Origin of the sequence: Tunturiibacter gelidiferens, assembly GCF_051013345.1 — a bacterium.
GTDB lineage: Bacteria > Acidobacteriota > Terriglobia > Terriglobales > Acidobacteriaceae > Edaphobacter > Edaphobacter gelidiferens_A.
This window is the reverse complement of the sequence record NZ_CP132939.1, coordinates 2,424,721-2,444,472: the sequence shown is the minus strand read 5'-3', so window position 1 is coordinate 2,444,472 and position 19,752 is coordinate 2,424,721. Positions and strand designations below refer to the sequence as shown.

The window sequence follows — 19,752 nt, the reverse complement described above, 5'->3', positions numbered from 1 at the left end:
TGGACTCAAGAGATTACGGTCGGCTCCCGGACCTTCCAACCCCTGATCCAGAGCCAAAGGGTGAAGAGTAGTTCGCCGAAGGCCGTGATGAAAGTGAAGTCAAGGTTGGCATTCGGAAGAACGTATGGCCCCAAGCCGGCAATCATCCAGCCCACTCCAGCGATGAACAACGCAATCCCCAATATCCACGGAATATAGCCGGAGCGGTAGACCAAATAGCCCAAGAGAACCCGATGAACCCCAAAGATGATCAGGGACACGGACCACTCGTAATGGAACGAATGGAGCTGAAACCAAACCTGTGCCTGCAGCGGGCCGGAGCCGAAGAGGGTGAGGTAATATGGGGTGACGAGGAGATGGTAGACATTCAGCAAGCTAAACACGCTGCAGAGAGCGCCGGCGGCGTACACCAGCTGACACCAGGCCGTAAGCAAGGACAGCGCTCTGTTGACCGGGGCGAGCAGAACATAGAGCGCCCAGGCAATAATGACGTCACCGATGAAGCTCACGATGTAACAGAGTATGGCGACAGCAAAGAGGCCCGGGTGGGCGGAGATGTTCTGCACGGTTTCAGCGGCGTTGTTCGCAGCCACTAGCTTCGGGTAAATGGAAAACTCAGCGTAGCTGACAGGATTGAGCAGGTAGGCGAAGCCGGCAACCAGCGCTGCCTGACGCAAGGTAACGCTATCGTAGGATTTTGCCGCGGATACCGGCTTCATTGGCTTGCTCCTTGCGACAGGTTTGCGGTGAGTGGTGCTTTGGTTGAGTTCGGTAGGAATTGCGCAGTGCCACACCACGAGCAGAATCGCTGATGGTTCGAGACAGTCATGCCGCAGTGAGTGCAGGTCGCGGCGATCGGGTGACGCATGACAAAGTAAAGAAGAAATCCGAGCAAGTGAGGGAACAAGGCTGCGACCAGAACCCAGAGGATTGACCGCATATCGCGCCGCCGAGCGTCCGCAAACACGAACCCGAGACACAGAAGCCAGATAGCGAGCACGATGCCGAGCACCAAGGCAGCGCTGCCATACGCAGACATTGTCCGCAACAGAGCGCCATGGTTAGCGGTCTTGTATCCCGCAACCAACCCGATCAGCAACGCGCAGCCCACAAAGACTGAAGCCCAGAGCTGAACTGTCTTCGGAACAATACTCAAAAAGTGACGGAGTTTCATAGAGTCCTTTCTTCCCGGTTAATGCCGGCTTTCAATAACAAAGGCAATAGCGGAAACAGCAGGAAGATAAACAGCGAGGGCACAATCCAGAAAGCAAGCAGCCCCTGCCGCACCTGCATGCGCTGCATATCGAAGACAGAAGCGATCAGGCCTCCGAATTGCAGATCGACGAATGAGCCGCCCATTGTGAGTACGACGGCGGCAACGCTGATCAACACCCATCGCCGGCGGCTTGGTTGCGCGGCCTGGAGCTGCTGCGCAGGCAGCCTGAGGGACGCGAAAACCCTGGCATTGAGGGTTGGATTTACCTCGAAGGAAAAACCGCCGAGGCCCGCGATAACCCTGTTGCTGGCGCTGAGATACTCCTGGCATGGAGCACAAGTGTCGAGATGCTCGCGAAGAGATTGTTCCCTCTCAGCCGAGATGCTGCCCGCCAGACTCTCGTCGATCATGTGCTGGAAACTTTCGTGGTGGTCAGTGTTCATGCTGTTTCTCCCTCGAACTGCGGCCGCAGCGTTGCCAGCCCTCGATAAATTCTGGAAGCGACGGTAGAGACAGGCGCTCCCACAACTACGGATATCTCCTGTAGGGACAAATCTTCCTGAAAGCGCAGTGCGAGGGCTTCGCGATAGACGGGGTCCAGAGTTTGCAGCGAGCAAGCAAGCCGGTCAGCATCTTCTGTCCGCGCCGCAAGCGTGAATGGCGAAGGCTCATTGGAAGCAGGCGATGGTCGAACGCCACCGTCATCATTTGAGTCCAGACTGAACATCGGCCGCTTACGCATGGCATCGAGAGCAATATTGCGTGCGACCCTGAAGAGCCAGGGCTCAAAGCGGGACTGCCCGTCGTAGGAGGAGCCTCGCTCTAGAACGCGCAGCCACGTCTCCTGGACCAGATCGTCAACCCCGTCGCGTCTGCCCAACAGGTAAATGAGATAGCGAACAAGCCGATATTGGTACTGCTCGACCAGCGCCTCAAGAACAATGACATCTCCCTGGCGCAATCCAAGCGCGATTTGTTGCGTATCGCTCTCCATTGACGCCCTCGAAGTCAGCTCACAATCGAACATACGTGGTGTATACGAACCATGGGGCCGGAATTACGAAAAGGCTCGAATCAGCGGCGATTGGGAAATCAAAACTCGCTTCTTGCCAGTCAAACAGCTTTCTTGGCAGGATGGTCGGCTACACGGAAGCTAATCTGACGAACGCTCAGACCTCGTTATTTTTGGATTGCCCGTGATCCAGGCCCAATCGCCTTTTTAGACACGGAAGGTACCATCACAGCTTGCCGGAGCGTTGGAGTGCAGGGGCGGGCTTGCGTTTGGTTTGGGGATCATTGGCCACGATTTTCCAATGCTGACATCCACGCCTTTGGAGTTGTTCCAAATGTCCGGCGGAACATTTCGACAAAGGCGCTTGGCTGACAATAACCGACCTTGTGGGCTACTTCCTTGATCGAACATCCCGAAACCAATAACTCCACGGCTTTCGTTAACCGGACCTGTCGTCGCCACGATTCAAAGTCGATGCCGATCTCCTTACGAAACACCCTCTGGATCGTTCTGACACTGACACCTACCTCGGAACATAGAACTGCCATCGGCTTCGATTCGGCCGGATTCCGCAATATTGCTTGAGCCACAGCAAGTGCTCTCGCGTCTCGTGGCAGCGTCACAAAGGTGGGCACCGGGGAGGCCTTCTGAAGCTGAGCAATGAGCAGGTCGCGAAGGGCACACTCGTAGCGGTTCCGCACTCGAAGCTGACTGAGGCGTACGGTTTCGACGATAAGCTCTCGTAGCAGCGGAGTCACGTGCAGCACGGCGCACCGCGGGTCCAATCTCGCGGTCAGGCCTGTTCGCAGATAAAGCGTGCGCATCGAAACAGGTCCAGGCATGTGAATCCGATGGTGGGTTCTGGCTGGAATCCACAACGCAAAATGCGGCGGGATCAACCACATGCTCTGATCGGAAGATACTTCCATGAGGCCACTGATTGCGTAAATCAGTTGATCGGACCCGTGCGCGTGTTCGAACACCTCAAACCTGGAAGGGTATTCATAGGCGAGCGTCGCAACAGAAATGCCGCGCTTCGGGTCGTATTCCGTCAAAAGCGTGCTCTGTCTCAATAGAGATATATTATGGCGTAAGGGGACTCTTGCGACAATCGGCGAAGAAGCTCATCATGGTCGCATGTCACAACCGTTCGGACTCGGCAAGTACAACATCATCGGATTCGTCTCCATCGTTGACGTATCCCGCGCAAGAGCTTTCTATCGGGACACGCTTGGCCTACGGCTGGTGATGGAAGAACCGCCGTTCGCGTTGGTCTTTGACGCCAACGGCATCATGCTTCGACTTGGCATGGCTAACGAGATTGCGCCAGCGCATGGTACGGTCCTGGGTTGGCAAGTCCCGGAGATCAGCGCAACCGTCAAAGACTTGGGGCAAGCTGGAGTCAAGTTCGAGCGCTATGGGGGTATGGATCAAGATGAGTTGGGCATCTGGACATCACCTACGGGCGCTAAGGTCGCCTGGTTCAAAGACCCAGACGGAAATACTCTAAGCATCTCAGAACATCCTGAGTTGAAGGGCTGACCTCACAAGAGCTCTGATTCGATTCCTACTGTACTGGTAAGTTCCGGATCGTCGGCAAGCCGGAAGTAACGGGGAATTTTCCTGATCCGCCGGGGCTTCGGTCCCTGTCGAATCGGTTTGTTGTCACCACCTTGCAATTCCGTTTTCTTTGCGGCCTGACCTGCTTTCCCGCTGGCCCGCTCACGTGCGGTCGACGCCGCGGCGTCCATCTCTGCCTTCACCTCCTCCAACGTGTGTTGGAGCCGCAGATTTTCCTCGACGTACGCACCCGAGATTCCTCGCCATTTCGCCGTCCACTTCCTCGGGTGTGCCGCTGAAGCTGAAGGGCGCGCACAATGCGGCGTTTTCATCCTCCCTCTTTCTTGTTTGGATCACGTTAATGCGGATTCTATTCTTGTCTATACGAGCGACTGTCAACATCACCGTCCGCTCCCCAAGAAGCGGCATCAGCTCTATGAACATACGTCCCCCTGTAAGAAACTAGTTCACTCACGTTCGGTGGAGGGCGCCGCAGGGTCCATACGGCGTGGATTCACTTTATTGTTTTTGGCTTGTCAGCTTGATAGCGGTAAGGCCCGGTGAGTTGGCGAGTTACTAGGGAAAAGCTAGTTTTCGCCAAAACTCAGCCCGCAACAATTGACAGATACAATCGCAGTAAGCTGTTTTTGGCTTGGGATGGTGATCCATCGATTTTGCGATCCTTCCGTTTGTCCTGCTGGATCGAACCCTATCCGCAGGTGATCAACAGCATCATCCAGGAACAAGAGGCTTACCCCAACTGGAGGGCACTCTTGGGGTGGACTGGATTCGGCCGACGAGGACTGAGGCTGAGGAACTGCGGTGGATTATCCTGCTTTTGAACAGGCAGCTTAGAAAGAAGCATTCGTATGTCACCTCGTGGTTTTTATTCAGGGACGTCGCGCGTGCACAACCTAAAGCCGCTCTTTAGCCTTCTCTCAAGCGACCTGGCCATCGATCTGGGAACCTCCAACACACTAGTTTATGTTCGTGGCAAGGGCATCGTGGTGAACGAGCCGTCCGTCGTAGCCATTAACAAGAACAGCGGTGAGGTGGAAGCAGTGGGAAGAGAGGCCAAGAAAATGCTGGGCCGTACACCGGGCCACATAGTTGCAATTCGACCGTTGAAAGAGGGGGTCATTGCCGATTTCAAAGTGACCGAGAAGATGTTGAATTACTTTATCCAGAAAGCGCACAATCGCAAAATGTCGGTGCATACACGCATTGTGATTGGTGTGCCCGCGGAGATCACGCAGGTTGAAAGACGCGCGGTCATGGACTCAGCTTACCGCGCGAAAGCCAGCGAGGTCTATCTGGTGGACCAGGCCATGGTGGCGGCGATTGGTGCCGGGCTTCCCACCAGTGAACCCACCGGAAGCATGATCATCGATATTGGGGGAGGTACCACGGATATTGCGGTGATCTCTCTGAGTGGCATCGTCTACGCCCGTTCTTTGCGAATGGCAGGAAACCAAATGGACGAAGCCATCATGACTTACGTGAAGCAAAAATATAACTTGCTGATTGGCGAACGCACCGCCGAGCGGATCAAGATTGAAATAGGGAGTACGTTCCCGCTCGAGAAGCCGCTGACGATGGAAATCAAGGGCCGCAGCCTGATTGAAGGGGTACGCGTTGCCAACACTAACGGCGTAGACACCACCGGCTATCGCGAGACCACCACCATCACCCCCGGCGTCATGGGCAACGATCAGCCCATGATCTCCACCCGCGAATTTTGGTACTCCGCCCAGCTCGGCATCAACCTCATCTCCAAAGTCGACACCCCGCAGAGCGGCAAGCAGGTCTTCACCGTTATAGACCTCACGACCTCCGAGCCCGACCCACTCCTCTTCGAACTCCCCGAAGGCTATAAGATCGTCGATCGCACCAAAGAATAGATACGCCTGAGAATCAAACCTAAATTCGGCGCCCATGAAAGATCCTGTTAATCTGCAAAACTCAAACGCGCGTACGAACCACTACCTGCTGTACGACCGCGCCTGAATCGAACGAGGACAGGTCGAAGCACTCGTTGAGTGCATTAGCGATTTACCACTCATTTGGGGAGCCAGCACGGGCTGAAGAAACGTACGCGCGGATCGCCCTTTTCGAAGCTCCCATGACAACCACCTAAATGCCTTTCTGTTAACTAGGGCAAAGGGTGCAGTTTTGTATTGAAGAGGTACGGATCTTGAAAATCGGTCTGATCGCCTGGCTTCTTATTTAGAACGGGCTCCAGCCGCGCCGATAGAGGCTTTTTCCATTTGGTCGCCAGGGAAGCGACGTCGGAGAAGATGCGTTCCATCTGCTCAACGCTGATGTCACCGGGGAGAGGAATTGTATCCAGACCGGTGCCACAGACAGCCGAATACGCAAGAAGTGAATCGATGTTGTAGGTCGACTCAGCCCATCGTTGTGCCAAAAGCCTATCCTCCATTACCGGCACCATCAGGCCCGAGTATCCGATTTGCTTTTGTGGCACCGCTTTGACTGCGGCGGTAATAATCCGAGCCGCGGTGAGCGTCCCACTGGAGCCGAACTTCGCGCCAGTAAATGCTTCGATGGCGGACCCGATGGACACGTCTCCCAGGGGAGCAGGTGTTGGATCGACTCCAACATATGTCCAGCCCGTTTCTGCGGCGACCTTGTTGCCGATCGCGTCGGCGACGGAGGCATGTTTTGTCAGCGCCGCGGTGAGGTCGACGGTGGCGGCCTCGACATTTCCCTTGTCTTTCGCGAATACGTCATGAACGACATTCGCGCCTTCAAAACCGATAGCGAATTGCTTGCCCGCGCCGGTGTGATACGAGCCAGGAAAGAATGGCGATAGCGGCTTCAGCATGGCAGTGGCGGTGAAGTTGAACGTTCCCTGACTGCGTGGACTATGTTCGCTAACATATTTCACAAGTTCGGCGGTGTGGTGGATTGATTTCCAGTGAATGCCGTCTTCATCGGCGATGATGGTGTTGGCCTCGATGTTTGGCAAGGTCGACAATATCCGCTCCAGCAGATGCATCGTGGCCGGATCATCACTGTCATGCATCATGGCGGGACCCACATTCGGAATAAAGTTCTCCTTTACTGAGATTCGGTCGAGCTGACCAATAAATGACAGCGCCTGGTCCTCAGATAGACCCGAAACGAGCTGAGCGAGAGGTTGTGTGGTGAGCCGTAGAGACTCCACTTCGTAGCCGGAAGCCTCGAACTCAGACTTCACTCTGTGCAGCACAAGGAGAGCATCGGCAATTTGTTGCGGATAGCTGCCTCTATCGAGCCGTACAAATCCGGTGATTGCCCTGACTTTGGGGTTCGAAGACGCGGCGGGATTGGGACTGGCCTGCGCCAATACGTGGACCGACACAAGAAAAAGGACGGCAATGACAGATCGTTTCACTAAAGCCTCCTGACCGTGAAGCAACGAAGTATACCGCACTCAGTCGTTCCGACCCGTCGGGAGTGCATCGATAAAGTCGGAATAACCCGCGAGTAAAGCCGCATCTGGTGAAGGCTTGGGCGCAGCCTACACCGTTCATCCCGGCGCTGAGGTCTCCGACAGCTGCACCTCGTCCGTCAGCGGTGAGTTGGATCTCTCGGTCTACGACCCCAACGGCTTCCTGCGCCTTCAAGGGCAGCAATACCCCCGGCCAGAATAAAGCTAATCTCTGAGTCAAAACCCGTTACAACGCCTTCGGCTCTGGAGATCGCCAATCTCTGCGAAACCTGCCAGGTAACGATCGATGTCGCAACAATTCACGAAACGGCGGACGCTGATGCCTGAGAGAGGTATGGTGGCTAGCATTCTCGGTGAGTGATATGGCGATTTGTCATCAACTGAGCTTGCGTCGGATTACTTCCGAATTGCCGACAACCAGAACTTGGCCGTTCGTCGGGGTGCAGGCCTGAAATCGCATTGGGTGAGATGGTCTGATTGCGCCTACACTGACCACGAGAGCCGTTTGTCCGAACTGACACCCGGTGTGGTCCCGGCGGGCAGTGCCCCTTGGGGGCGACTCGTCGTGCTCACGGTCCTTATGGGCGTGGTAATATCCGGGGTCGTCACCTTCATGTCACGGCCCCTCGTGGAGGCTATGAAATGATGGAGCGGATTGCAGAAGCGTCGCCGTGTCCCAGGGCCAGGATTACCGGGGTCTTTTATTTGTTTTACTTTCTGACGGCGGTATGCGGCGAGTTCTTCCTTAAAGGGCTTGTTGTACATGGCGACGCCGCGGCTACAGCGAACAACATCCTGGCGCACCAGCGTTTGTTTCGGTTGGGTTTAGCAACCGGGCTCATCGCGACCGCGTGCTATGTCACTGTGACGGCTCTCTTCTATGGCCTATTTAAACCTGTGAACAGGACCCTCTCTTTACTTGCAGCGTTCTTTAGCCTCGTGGGATGCGCCATCCTGGCGTTCGCTAGCCTCTTTCGCATCGCTCCGCTTGTCGTCTTGGGAGGCAGTCAGTACTTGAGCGTATTTAACGTGGAACAGTTGCGGGCGCTCGCGTCTCTGTTTCTCGAATTGTATGGTCAGGTCGTCAACATCTGCTTCGTATTTTTCGGAGTCTATTGCCTCCTGATCGGCTACCTCATCATCAGGTCCGCCTTCCTGCCTCGAATTCTGGGTGTGTTGATGGCGTTTGCCGGTTTGGGTTGGGTGGCCTTTCTGCTACCGCCGCTCGCAAACTATCTGCGCCCCTATATTCTGCTCCTCGGCGTCATCGCGGAACTAGCGCTGATGCTATGGCTGCTTGTGATGGGCGTGAACGTTCAACGATGGAAGGAACAGGCCAACGCAGCATGAAAGCCCCGTCTATCGTCGCAGCGGTACGGCTGGGCCTCTGTCGGGAAACCGGACCTGATTCGCATGAACGCCTAATTCCGTAGCTCGCATCAGGAGGAAAGAGTATGAGCGCAGCAGTAATGATGAAACGGATTGCAGAAGCGTCGCCGCGGTTCAAGGCTAGAATGGCCGGTGGCCTTTTTTGCTCCTGTTGCTGACGGCAGCATGCACCGAGTTCTTCTTTCGCGGCAGACTGAGTTTCGCAGCGGACCTCGCTGCGGGCATCATCGAGGTCTCCTGCATGATCGCTGTGACACTGCTCTTCTATGACATCTTTAAGCCGGTGAACAGGCGCCTCTCTTTGCTCGCAGCGGCCTTCAACTTCGTGGCAGTCACGCTTGAGCTTCTTCGATTTCTGCCTCACGGCGTGAACATCGGCCTGGGATTTCACGGATTCTATTGGATCCTGATCGGCTACCTCATCTTCAGGTCGACCTTCCTACCTCGAATTTTGGGCGCACTGCCGGCGATCGCGGGTCTGTGTTGGCTGACCTTTCTGCCACCGCGGCTCGCAAGCTATCTGTCCCCTACAACCTGGCCGCCGTCCTCCTCGTGGAAGGATTGGTGATGCTGTGGCTCCTCGTGATGGGCGTGAACGTTCAACGATGGAAGGAGCAGGCCCGCGCATGAAAGCCGCCTACACCAGATACGGTCCGCCAGACGTTATCGAAATCAGCGACCTCGACAAGCCTGTTCCCAGGGACAATGAGGTCTTGATAAAGGTCCGCGCGGCCTCCGTCAATCCACTCGACTGGAAGACAATGACAGGCGGTCCGTACATCGTTCGTCTACTGCTCGGGCTGTTCACACCGAAGATCAAACAACTCGGCGTTGATGTGGCCGGCCAGGTTGAAGTGGTTGGCAGGAACGTAACCCAGTTCAAACCTGGCGACGCGGTGTTCGGCACATGCCGCGGAGCATTTGCCGAATATGCGTGTACCTGCCAGTCGGCGAAGCTCATGAAATCAGCATTGGTCATGAAGCCGGATAACGTGACGTTTGAGCAAGCCGCTGCTGCACCTGTTGCGGCGCTGACCGCGTTGCAGGGTCTTCGCGACAAGGGGCGGATTAAACCGGGACAAAAGGTCTTGATCAATGGCGCCGCGGGAGGCGTGGGGACGTTCGCCGTGCAGATCGCCAAGTCGTTCGGCACAGATGTCACCGGCGTATGCAGTACGAGGAATGTGGACATGGTCCGGTCCATCGGCGCAGATCGAGTCATCGACTACACACAGGAGGATTTCACCAAGGGCGAGCAACGTTACGACCTGCTTTTCGACAACGTAGGCAATCACTCGCTATCAGCATGCAGGCACGTGCTGAATCCCAAGGGGATATTAATCATGATCGGAGCACCACACGACGTTCGAGTGATCGATCTTCTGGCCCGCTTGATCGGAGCTCTTATGCTCTCCCCGTTCGTGAGCCAGAAGCTGATCACCTTCATCGCGAAATCGAATGAAGAGGATCTGACCATCGTGGGAGAGCTTATGGCAACGGGAAAGGTAACACCGGTCATCGACAGGCGCTACAGCTTGAATGAAATCCCCGAAGCTCTCGAGTATCTGGAGAAAGGACACGCTCGAGGAAAAGTAGCAGTAACTTTGGAACATAACAACGAAACGTAACAACGCATTGCGCAGAACTTAACTGGCCATCGGGCGTGCCCATGCCACCATAGTTTCTCCAGGATGACGGGCCACCCGCACCTTACCGGTCGTCTTCCGATTCAATCGGCCCGGAGGCGTCAGCCGACAGGTTATTGACGAGTTGCCGACCATTCGGTCTAAATCCCATTGTTGCTTCCACGGAGCTGAACGTCCGCCTGCAAAGCGCTTGCTACTGACACATGGGCTCGGATTCAGGGGGGTACACTTGGAATGGCTCCTGATCGGAAACACAAGATCAAGCCAAACCGGGGTTGTAGCGGTGGGAAAATTTGATTTCGAGCATCATTCACTCCAGAATACCCGCCGCTACTTTGCGACTATTGGACTACTACAAAAGCCCCTATAGATTCATCCAGCGTGGCGATATACTCACGGAACATTCCCACGACGCAAAGTAGGTTGGTTCGTATTCCGACTGTTGCAGTTGAATTGCTGAGACGGGTAAGTCTAGCTTCGATGTTTCCGATATCTATCATGGCTGAGGAACGCTTCTGTTGGAGAAGTTGTAGAGGGCTGGGGGTCTGCATGTGGATCACCTTCGGTCAATAGGATGCATGCTACGTGCGCCGAGTTGGCCGTCTTGCTGAAACTGACGGCGAACGTATCCAGTGACGAGCACTGATTCGACACTGATCCATCATTCAGCTTGGAGCGACAACAGGACACTAGCGCATCTTAACAACCGTTGCACGGCAAGCCTAGCGTTATTGTTGAGCAAAGTATGTCTTCTTGCTCGTTCAGGTTCACTGAACTAAGTCAGCCCATCTGAAGTTTTTCCTCTTAGATTAGATTACTGCTAAGGATTCTTGTCGAAAGCGGCGGCTGAGATCCTCGAGCATCTGGGCTTTGGATCGTCCAGCCAAAACCAACTCGGTCTTCTTGATAGTGCGTGGAAGGTAGGATCGCACGGCCGCCGGGTTGAGGCAGATCGGAGCCCGCAACCAGGGATTCCAAAACTCGGGATCGTCTATTCCGGCCGACCAGGATCGCTCCACCATGCACACGAAGCCGTTCTTGCCTTTGACCGCGGTTTCGTAACCATGCTGCCATGATCTCGCTATCCTGTGAAATGGATTCCGGGGCAGCGCTCCGCGCCAGCGTAATCTCGGCACTTCGCTCCATCAGGTATTGGTCAAGCGGGGCCATGCTCGGATACGGTGTTTTGGCGTCCTGTGCTTGCGCCTGCCACGCCGCGGCCACCACGACAACCAGCGCGAAGCTTCTTGATGCAATGGCCCTGAGAGTCTTCCGCTTCATTGATTCCTCCTGAGATAGGGGATTCCTCTTCTGCTCGCGGCCTGCGAGGCTCGCTGAGTGCATGGCGATTATGCACCATCTGAGAACAAAGAACTGCCAACTTCCGGATTGCCGACGATTGAGGAGGCGACTTTGCTCCACACATAAGAACAACCATTTCGCCACTTCAGCGAAAGCTTTGGGCGTGGCCACGTGTCACCGTTTCATGCTGCGCCTCGCCGTGGCCTGTACCGACGAGGCGCAGCACTCCAGCGCAAACAGGTTCGCTTAGCGCTTGACGATCTTCTCCAAGCGCGGATCCGACCATAGAGCAGCAAACTCCTGATCGCTATATACCCGCGCCAGGTCCGGATAGTGGCCCTCCTTTGCCCGACGCAAATATTCAAGAGCGCCGTCGAGATTGCCTTTCTTTCCATACGATTTTGCAATCAGGTAGGAGATTCGGGCGCGTTGCTCGGGGGTGGTGACCTGCGCGACAACTCCGCCATTGTCGCTGTTCAGGATATCGGCATTCAGTTCGAGCGCCCGAGAGTACTCGGTCATCGCCCGGTCCACCTCTCCGAGACCCATCCAGGCCTCCGCGATGTTCAGGTGGGCTGTTGCGTTCGATTCATCGAGAGCCAGCGCCTGCTTCAAGTGGTTGACAGAGGCTTTGTATTTCTTGTCCATCAAATCCAGGACACCGAGATTGTTAAGCGCGGCAACACTACGGGAATCGAGCTTAACCGCCTGCGTCAAATGCTTGCGGGCAGCGCTCTTGTCACCGAGTTGGAATTCTGCAATGGCCAATTTGTCATATAGCATGGAGTTTCTCGTATCGCCCTGGACTGCTGTGTGGTAGTAAGCGACGGCGGATGCGTAATCCTTATGAATGCGCGCCTGGTCTCCCTTTTGCTCAGCCGTCTTCGCAATAGTCGACGACATCGGCACATCCGGAAGAGATTCTGTCCTCGCCTGTACGGCAGCGAAAACCATCAGGTTTGCGACTAAAAGTGCTTTTAGAAGTCCTTGCATTTTGCACCTCTTTTCGATGAGGCGACCCTCCGGAGGTGGGCGAATGATCGTGCCGCTTCGAACAGTTTGCTCATCACTTCGACTCCAGTAGAGGCCCGGCATCTTCCGCTGACAACGCTACGGCCGCTACTACACCGTTTTGCGTCAAGACTAAGTAATGAAAAATGGGCTGCAAAGACGCTAAGCGTCTCCTTTCTGAAGGCTTGCGGGCGACCTGGTGGAAGAGAAGAGAGGAGGTTAAATGCCGTTACAAGGCATGGAGTAGCTCTTATAGATACCGTTAAATCGGCCAGGAACAATGCCCCGTCGCTAACATCGGAGCGGCGCGACAATCTAAGTTGACAGGGAACGGTGATTAAGATGGCGCCGATAAGTCTAGAATCAGTCGACTTAGAGCAAGAGCGCGCAGAACTGAAGTGTGTGCTCGACTCCAGGGAATTCAGTCGTTCTCCCACGCTGGCTCGCATGCTTTCCTATCTGTGCGAGAAGCAGTTCGCCGGAGAGGCCGACAGAATCAAAGAGTATACGATTGCGGTCGAGGTTTTTCGGCGCGGCGATTCGTTTGATCAGGACTCCGATTCAATTGTGCGGGTAGAAGCCAACCGGCTGCGCAAGCGGCTGGCCGAGTACTACGCTCAGAGTGGCTCGACGCGACCTCTAAGAATCACTATTCCGGTTGGGCAGTACGTGCCGCGGTTCGAGACGGCCGGAGCATCCGTTCAGGAGCGCCTGGCGAGCACGTCGCTTCAGCCCGCCAACCCGCTGGGAAATCCGTCGGGCCAACCAGTCAAGTATTTCAAAGGTAAACATTGGACCTGGTGGCTAGCGGCAGCGCTTTCGACGATGTTGGCGGGCACCGTAGGAACCTGGCTTATCTTTCGGCATGAAGCCCGAGTTTCGTCCGTTCAATCCAGGGCGCCAACCGCCACGGAAGGGGCTACCGAGCAGATCGGACCGCCAGCCGGTGAAGAGATTCGAATCCTCGCCGGCACAACACGTAGCTTTGTCGATCACGCCGGCAAGTTATGGAGCGCTGACAAGTGGTTTACAGGAGGCAATGCCGTTAGAAGTTCCGTGCTGCACATTTGGCGTACAGAGGAGCCAGGTTTCTACCGAACCAGCAGGCAGGGACAATTCCGCTACGACATTCCACTCAAGAGAGGAGTTTACGAGCTGCGACTTCATTTTGCGGAAACTGCTTTTGGTCCCGAATCAACAGAAACCGGTGGGGAAGGCAGCCGGCTGATGACGATCCGAGCAAATGGAAAGACGCTGCTCGCCGACTTAGATGTTGTTGCGGATGCCGGCGCCAGCCGAACTGCAGACGTAAAAGTCTTTCCGGATATAAGACCGGGGCCGGACGGAGTTCTCCATTTAGAGTTCGCCGGCGAGGATGGAATGCCGGCGATGGTTTCAGCTATCGAAATTCTGCCAGGAGCACAAGGCCACATGCGGCCCGTTCGTGTTCTGGCACGGCAGTCTCCTTACTACTCCAACGACAGCCACTGGTGGAGTCCGGACGATTATTTCGAAGGTGGGCAGCTGGCAGTGTATGCAGAGCCTGTCACAGGTACCGACGATCCCGAGCTTTACGAAACGGAACGGTGGGGAAACTTCTCCTACGCGATTCCAGCGTCTCCGGGAAGATACTCTATAACGCTCCACTTCGCTGCGCGCCGCGCGCCCTCGGGCGAATCGTCGATCGATGCGGCGCTGAGCAGAATGCAGGTTAGTCGCGTATTCAATGTGTTCTGCAATGGCAAGGCTCTCCTTCAGAATTTCGACTTATCGAAGGAGGCGCATCCATCGGATGTAGTGATCCGAAAGTTTTCCGGCCTCGAGCCGAATGCCCAAGGCAAGTTCCTGCTGGCTTTCGTTCCAGTCAATGGCTACGCATCCGTAAGTGGAATTGAATGTCTTCCCCAATAAGGTCCAACTGCGGCTCGCTGAGGAAACAAGTTGATGTGAATGGAAACACCATCAACATCACGAGTTCCGAGTGGATTGTCGGCAAACCGCACCTTACGCTCGGGGAGGGATTCCCGTGATCCGCCAGGGACCACGTGACGGACCCGAGAAACCTTGCCACAAGCCGACTTACAGGGACTTACTCGCCGATGAATTTTGCGGTGGCCTTGGAGTTCGATTTTCGAACTTTCCTGCTCTTCACCTGACGGTCGGATGTTCGCGGGTACGTTACGTCTGGAAAGTCATCGAAATTTCGCAGTTGCGGTCTTTCTGCTGGCTGTTAAGACGGTCTGGGAACACCGAAGACAAAAACCCGAAAGCCCTGCGGCGAAAATCTGTTCCTCGACCATTCCACGCGGCGTCCGCTGTTCTGAAGCGACGAAGGGCAACGTGCCTTTGTAATTCAGCCTGATCGTCAAATCGAGGTCGTCGTAGCTGACTTTTGCGGTGATGGAACTATCGGTGTGGCCCCCTTCCTCGATCAGGCGCAGCAGTTCGCTTGTGCTGGTTTCGGCGCGCGCGGCATCGGCCGCGTTCAACTGCCATAGCTTGGCTTGCTCGCGAAACTTGGTGTCAAAACGTGAAGGGGTTTTGCCGTCGTCGGGCTCCAATACCATGACATTGGTGCGGCGTTCCCCGATAAGGAAAACCAGATTGAGCAGCACGCAGACCACCACTGCGATCGACAGAATCGAATCAGTGAAGGCGTTCGTCCAAGGGGGTAGCAGAGCGAAAAACTCGGGATACACACGTCGGCTTAGCGCAAAGAGCAGCGAGATGCCGATGATGAACGTGTTGCGCATCGTCATGGGTCGCGACATCACAATCTGGATCCCACCCACCAGCATCGAAGAGCCGTTGAAAACCAACGCGGCGCCGATGATGGGCAATGGCAGTGCGAGGAGTGCGGCGCCGACCTTCGGTACGCATGAGAGCAGCACGAGCCAGCCCGCAATTGCATAGGCGATATATCGACTCGTCGCGCCAGTGACTTTTTGGAGTCCGACAAGGCTCGGCGCGGCACTTATCCCGGGCGTCGCCACGCATCCTCCGGCAACACAGGCGATGCCGTCCGAGAGAACCCCGAGCGGATGCTGTCCAGGTCAGGTCGGCGCCAGGATGCGTCATTGATCCTCTGGCAGGTCGTGATCACACCGATGACGCGCAGGCCCGAGGCCAATGCTGCAATCGCGAACGGCACCATCAGCGACGGTTCAAAGCGGTAGGACAGAAACCGAGGGTCAGGCAGCCCGAACCAGGGCCTCGAATCGATGGTCGCGACGTCTTTGCTCGTCAACATTCCTATCGCGACTGCGACCGCCATCCCCAATGCGAGACCGATCAGGCCGCAGAGCAGACGGGGAAGACCCTTGCCCCACACGCCCAGCCCCACCATCACAGCAAGCGTCAAGGCGGCGGCCCCTATATTGCGGGGAAGATTCGGATCGTGCAGGTTAGAAATTCCAAGAAATCCGCGCACTCCGATGAGGCCCAACTCCACACCTACCGCAATCACAATAAAGCCAGAAACAACCGGAGGGAACACCCTGCGCATCCGGGGCAGCGCCCACGCGAAGATCGCCTCTACAAAGCCCGCGAACGCGATCATTCCGCAAACCAGCCCCAGTCCGCCACGATGCGCCGCCTCAAGAGCCGCTGCGAAGTAAATTGCCGAAACCACCGGCGGCGCCAGGTATCCTGACCCCACCGGACCGAGCCGATGCGCTTGCAGCACCGTAGCCAGCGCAATAGCGATCATGCCCAGCCCCACCGCGTGCGATGCCACGGCGGAGGAAGCTCCTGCCGCTTGGGCGATCAACGCAATGAACACCAAGTAGGGACAGATCACAGCGACATGCTGCGCCCCCAGAAGAATCAGATGCGGAAGTGGAGGACGTTCATCCAATCCGTAAATCAGATCCGGAGGCCGCACACGCTGGTCGCGCCGGGGTGGCTCGGCGGCAACTTTCGGCGACGGATCAACTGACGGCGTGCCCATGAGATTTATCTGTCCTGGACGTACGCTAAGCCGATTAGCTGGAATGACGAAACAACTGTTGCGATTCTTCGGACTCGCACAGATGGGATTTTGAGTAGGCTGGACGCGTCGCTATAGCTCTCCGGGGCGATGCGACCCCTTCAGCTTCACTCGGGCCGGTCGGAACTGACGCGAAGCCATGCTAGCACCACTTCCCCGGCAAAACGCAACCTTTCTCTAAAAGGGGGCTGCAGTGGCAGGGTTTGCGCGCAACCCGGTGGCTTGGTGAGGCCTCGCACTCTGTGCGAGATCTGAATCGAATCGCTTTTGAGTTATGCAAGCCTGTAGCAGGTTGGCCCCACTCAACCCCGTTGTTGGCTTTGTATGAGGTAGCTTCGTTTTCGGTCCCGCTGCACCACGGCGGCTTGCTTACCTTTGGCTTGAGTCGCCGAAATCACTCCATTGGACCAGATAACCTCACTCATTGAAGATTGCTGAATACGGTTAGTCCTCACAAACGCCGTTTGCGACTAGAGCCTTAGCAAGCCGGAGGGCCCGATATCCCCGTCGCCATGTCGACTTTCGGTACTGATCGCCTCCTCGGTGAGTGACTCGGCGGAGATTTTTCACCAACCAATTGACCAAAGGCTTCTTAGGTTCCGAATTGCCTGGAATAGCCGGACGGCTGCGCCGTCACATCAAGTTCTAGACGGCCTTGCGGTGAATCGCTCAGTTCGCTTGCCGATCCGTAACACTTCGGTACCACGTTAAATAGATGTGATTGTTCGCGGGAAATGAGGCGTTCTCCCGCATAAAGACGACTCTGGTACAACAACTTTGGCCCGTTCTTGTTCTTGTAATCGTTCTCTCTTCGCCGGTTCTCACAAGGCGTCGATATCGCCGCCATCTCGCGAGAACCGCAGATGGGATATACTCTCAGCAATTAAAAGGCCCTGAAACGGCCCCTCTTGAATCGAGACATCAATCATGCTCGATAGGGCACGGTTGAAAAAGACTGCATCGGCTCTCATTCCGCCGTTGCTCACGAAAATTGCGGGTTTCGCTGAGGTTCCTAACCTATGACGGTTCTACAGGCGCGGAAGTTCATAATCATGACGACGCTCTCAGTGACTGGCGCGGCATTTGCCTTTCTCTTGCTCGCTTCCGCTACAGGCTATCCGTTAACTTTTGAGCAGAGCCTGCGTATCCTTGAAATCATCCTTCCAGTATTTCTTGGGTATCTGGCTAGCGCTTCGGTTTTCGGTTTCCGGAGCAGGTCCGGATTGGCCGATGTGAGATTCCGCAGTAATGTTGCCGGCATCTCGGGCTTACTCGTTCGAGGCCCCATCGTCATTCTGGGCATTGCGCTCGTCGCAGACTTCGTCGCATTTGGGATATCAAACAGGCCAAACGGAGTTCCTGGAACAGGCATAAGTTTTGACATGTTTGCCGGAAGCATATCGACAATTCTGGGATTGCTCGCCGTAACTACCAACTTTGCCGTCGCCTATCTTTTCGGGAGCGAAGGGTAATGAGCGCCACAGATTGTCATCGCAGCTTGCCAGAGTGGGGCTTCTTGCAGTCGTGATCCAGTTAGAACGGCTGGAGTGACGAAGACCTGACCATGACGCACGGATAAAGCATCTAGCAAAGGATAACTCTCATGCTACCCAGTCATGCCGAACGTCGAGGTCGCGTTGGACTACTGTGGGCGCCTCTATTGTTCTATTGTGCATGTGTGCCGGCCCAGCAATCAGAACGCCCGAATGTTTTCCAGGTGCAATTACCGGAGGATGCTAAAGACATTCTCAACAGTCAAAGCACAGGGTCGCCATCAACCTCGGATTCCCTGCCGCCATTGTTATCGAAATACGGATACAAGATAACATCGGATCACCCTTTTGCCTGTGGCCGATTTGCTGGCCATTCGCTAAAATGCGCCAAAATCATTCCTCAACAACAGGTAACGGACTTACCGGATTATCTGCTGTCAGAACTGCGAACTATTGTGCTCCTGCCGCCTTACCCCGCACCAGTGCCTACCCTAAGCAGGCATTCAGAAGACTTGATCTCCCGGAGCAATGAAACACGGGTTCCTTCAGATGAGCGCACCTATCTGACTACATACAGCAATCGCGAATTGCCCACCGCAAACTTTCGTTGGATGAAACTCAGCGACGTTCTCGAAGGACAAAAAGTCTTAACTGTCTGGCAACGTCTAGCCGCAGAACGTATTGTATTCGAATGCGAAGGCAGAGATTGCAATGAGTTGGTTCACGCTTGGGCTGAGACTTCCGGACTGAGATTGGAAGGGTTGGCAACCTGCGAAGTGCTGCTGACTGAACAACGACACGTAACCCCGCCTACCCGCTGTGAGCCGATTGCGTTGAAAATGCATGATCAATGGTTCATAGTGGGTGCTTACCGATTGGAATATATGTTTTACAACTATGCTGGGAGGCCAGATTTTGTTATAGCGCTTCACTACCTCGATTGGAACAATGGCAGCCAGGTGCCGAACAAGATTGTGCAAGCGATGATGCGTGCACTTTCCAGTCAGCCGCTGGCATTGAGAGTCTCGAGCACCGCCGATGGAGAGATTGTAGGCGTAGCAGATTATAGATTCGATCGTGCACTGCAACAATTTATTCTCGTTACCGTCCGAATCAAGTTCTCAGCGCCGGCGTTGCTCGGCAGAATCCAAGTCGATCCGAAGGTCACGGTAGCGAGCACTCTCTATGTGAGCCGTCAAAACTCGTCAACCAATTCCGATTGGCATCTTCCTTCAGATCAGGAAAATGCAGCCTATGTAGATCGACTCCGCGACAACGTTCATCAACAGCTTGACGGCCTGTGCGACACGCCACATTGGCAACAATCAGAGGGGATGATCGCGGAGTTCTCCTGTCACTGATTCTGGCACAGGCGAATAATCCGGTTCGCCGCAACAGCAAAGCCGATCGGTCGATCGTCAACGCAAGGAACGACAACCCTGACGGCGCACTGCTCTCTTCCCTCCGTCATGAGGGGCTAACTGAGCGCGGTCGGGAGCACAGTTGGCGAAAACAGTCGGATAACCGGCCAACGTCCGTTTATGCCAACAATTGCAAATCGCTTGATCTGGTGCAGGTGAGAGGCGTGTTGTATTATTCTTCAGCCGGTTTCTTCTTACTCCAGCTTGAGCAAGCGTGTTCAGTTTTGCCTTCCATCTGTGGTCCCAGTGACCAATGCGGG

Annotated in this window: 20 protein-coding genes; 9 read left to right on the top strand and 11 right to left on the bottom strand. The window is 55.3% G+C overall.

The genetic code is table 11. The features are described from left to right. Positions 1-5: 5 nt before the first annotated feature. From RBB80_RS12030 to RBB80_RS12010, 5 genes are all read right to left on the bottom strand, one after another. A complete protein-coding gene (locus tag RBB80_RS12030; protein WP_433968397.1) occupies positions 6-719 on the bottom strand; it encodes a DUF4386 domain-containing protein in 714 nt (237 codons plus the stop codon). Beyond that, a complete protein-coding gene (locus tag RBB80_RS12025; protein ID WP_433968396.1) occupies positions 716-1,174 on the bottom strand; it encodes a zinc ribbon domain-containing protein in 459 nt (152 codons plus the stop codon). Before RBB80_RS12025 ends, RBB80_RS12030 begins: the two co-directional genes overlap by 4 nt. Continuing rightward, positions 1,171-1,659, bottom strand: coding sequence for a zf-HC2 domain-containing protein (locus RBB80_RS12020; RefSeq protein ID WP_433968394.1), 489 nt, complete (start codon positions 1,657-1,659; stop codon positions 1,171-1,173). The genes RBB80_RS12025 and RBB80_RS12020 overlap by 4 nt, the downstream gene beginning before the upstream one ends. Then, on the bottom strand, positions 1,656-2,210 hold the full coding sequence (locus RBB80_RS12015) for an RNA polymerase sigma factor (RefSeq protein ID WP_433968392.1): 555 nt from the start codon (positions 2,208-2,210) through the stop codon (positions 1,656-1,658). Before RBB80_RS12015 ends, RBB80_RS12020 begins: the two co-directional genes overlap by 4 nt. A 299-nt stretch (positions 2,211-2,509) precedes the next feature. Continuing rightward, positions 2,510-2,776, bottom strand: coding sequence for a helix-turn-helix domain-containing protein (locus RBB80_RS12010; RefSeq protein WP_433969630.1), 267 nt, complete (start codon positions 2,774-2,776; stop codon positions 2,510-2,512). A 589-nt stretch (positions 2,777-3,365) separates the two neighbouring features. Between RBB80_RS12010 and RBB80_RS12005 the strand changes: the two genes are divergently transcribed. Then, a complete protein-coding gene (locus tag RBB80_RS12005) occupies positions 3,366-3,770 on the top strand; it encodes a VOC family protein (protein ID WP_433968389.1) in 405 nt (134 codons plus the stop codon). Between the two features lie 2 nt (positions 3,771-3,772). On the opposite strand, the gene RBB80_RS12000 is transcribed toward RBB80_RS12005, so the two are convergent. After that, positions 3,773-3,991, bottom strand: coding sequence for a hypothetical protein (locus tag RBB80_RS12000; RefSeq protein WP_433968388.1), 219 nt, complete (start codon positions 3,989-3,991; stop codon positions 3,773-3,775). A 666-nt stretch (positions 3,992-4,657) separates the two neighbouring features. On the opposite strand from RBB80_RS12000, the gene RBB80_RS11995 reads away from it, so the two are divergent. Further along, entirely contained in the window at positions 4,658-5,689 is a 1,032-nt protein-coding gene (locus RBB80_RS11995; RefSeq protein ID WP_433968386.1) for a rod shape-determining protein, read from the top strand. A gap of 251 nt (positions 5,690-5,940) precedes the next feature. Here the strand turns inward: RBB80_RS11995 and RBB80_RS11990 are convergent, their stop codons facing one another. After that, positions 5,941-7,185 (bottom strand): DUF711 family protein, encoded by a 1,245-nt coding sequence (locus RBB80_RS11990; RefSeq protein ID WP_433968384.1) that lies wholly within the window; start codon positions 7,183-7,185, stop codon positions 5,941-5,943. Positions 7,186-7,300: 115 nt separating this feature from the next. On the opposite strand from RBB80_RS11990, the gene RBB80_RS11985 reads away from it, so the two are divergent. The 4 genes from RBB80_RS11985 to RBB80_RS11970 all read left to right on the top strand — a co-directional run bounded on the left by RBB80_RS11985 (position 7,301) and on the right by RBB80_RS11970 (position 10,259). After that, positions 7,301-7,444 (top strand): phospholipase domain-containing protein, encoded by a 144-nt coding sequence (locus RBB80_RS11985; protein ID WP_433968383.1) that lies wholly within the window; start codon positions 7,301-7,303, stop codon positions 7,442-7,444. 440 nt (positions 7,445-7,884) lie between these two features. Then, the gene (locus RBB80_RS11980; protein ID WP_433968382.1) at positions 7,885-8,592 is read left to right on the top strand and encodes a DUF4386 domain-containing protein; all 708 of its coding nucleotides are present in this window, start codon (positions 7,885-7,887) and stop codon (positions 8,590-8,592) included. A gap of 181 nt (positions 8,593-8,773) precedes the next feature. Then, positions 8,774-9,199, top strand: coding sequence for a DUF4386 family protein (locus RBB80_RS11975; protein ID WP_433968381.1), 426 nt, complete (start codon positions 8,774-8,776; stop codon positions 9,197-9,199). 58 nt (positions 9,200-9,257) lie between these two features. Beyond that, positions 9,258-10,259, top strand: coding sequence for an NAD(P)-dependent alcohol dehydrogenase (locus RBB80_RS11970; protein ID WP_433968380.1), 1,002 nt, complete (start codon positions 9,258-9,260; stop codon positions 10,257-10,259). An 822-nt stretch (positions 10,260-11,081) separates the two neighbouring features. On the opposite strand, the gene RBB80_RS11965 is transcribed toward RBB80_RS11970, so the two are convergent. Together RBB80_RS11965 and RBB80_RS11960 are read right to left on the bottom strand one after the other, a co-directional pair. Continuing rightward, complete coding sequence (locus tag RBB80_RS11965) at positions 11,082-11,558, bottom strand: hypothetical protein (protein ID WP_433968379.1); 477 nt, start codon at positions 11,556-11,558, stop codon at positions 11,082-11,084. A 267-nt stretch (positions 11,559-11,825) separates the two neighbouring features. After that, positions 11,826-12,572: a tetratricopeptide repeat protein gene (locus tag RBB80_RS11960; RefSeq protein WP_433968378.1), complete on the bottom strand. Its 747-nt coding sequence runs from the start codon at positions 12,570-12,572 to the stop codon at positions 11,826-11,828. Between the two features lie 465 nt (positions 12,573-13,037). Here RBB80_RS11960 and RBB80_RS11955 point away from each other — a divergent pair, with 465 nt between their 5' ends. Further along, positions 13,038-14,501 (top strand): malectin domain-containing carbohydrate-binding protein, encoded by a 1,464-nt coding sequence (locus tag RBB80_RS11955; protein WP_433968377.1) that lies wholly within the window; start codon positions 13,038-13,040, stop codon positions 14,499-14,501. A 281-nt stretch (positions 14,502-14,782) separates the two neighbouring features. Here the strand turns inward: RBB80_RS11955 and RBB80_RS11950 are convergent, their stop codons facing one another. Next, positions 14,783-15,583, bottom strand: a complete 801-nt coding sequence (locus RBB80_RS11950) for a solute carrier family 23 protein (protein ID WP_433968376.1) — start codon at positions 15,581-15,583, stop codon at positions 14,783-14,785. Further along, a complete protein-coding gene (locus tag RBB80_RS11945) occupies positions 15,565-16,539 on the bottom strand; it encodes a solute carrier family 23 protein (protein WP_433968375.1) in 975 nt (324 codons plus the stop codon). The genes RBB80_RS11950 and RBB80_RS11945 overlap by 19 nt, the downstream gene beginning before the upstream one ends. A gap of 1,091 nt (positions 16,540-17,630) precedes the next feature. Here RBB80_RS11945 and RBB80_RS11940 point away from each other — a divergent pair. Together RBB80_RS11940 and RBB80_RS11935 are read left to right on the top strand one after the other, a co-directional pair. Beyond that, complete coding sequence (locus tag RBB80_RS11940) at positions 17,631-18,050, top strand: hypothetical protein (RefSeq protein WP_433968374.1); 420 nt, start codon at positions 17,631-17,633, stop codon at positions 18,048-18,050. Positions 18,051-18,256: 206 nt separating this feature from the next. Then, entirely contained in the window at positions 18,257-19,432 is a 1,176-nt protein-coding gene (locus tag RBB80_RS11935; protein WP_433968373.1) for a hypothetical protein, read from the top strand. The last annotated feature ends 320 nt before the right edge of the window (positions 19,433-19,752 follow it).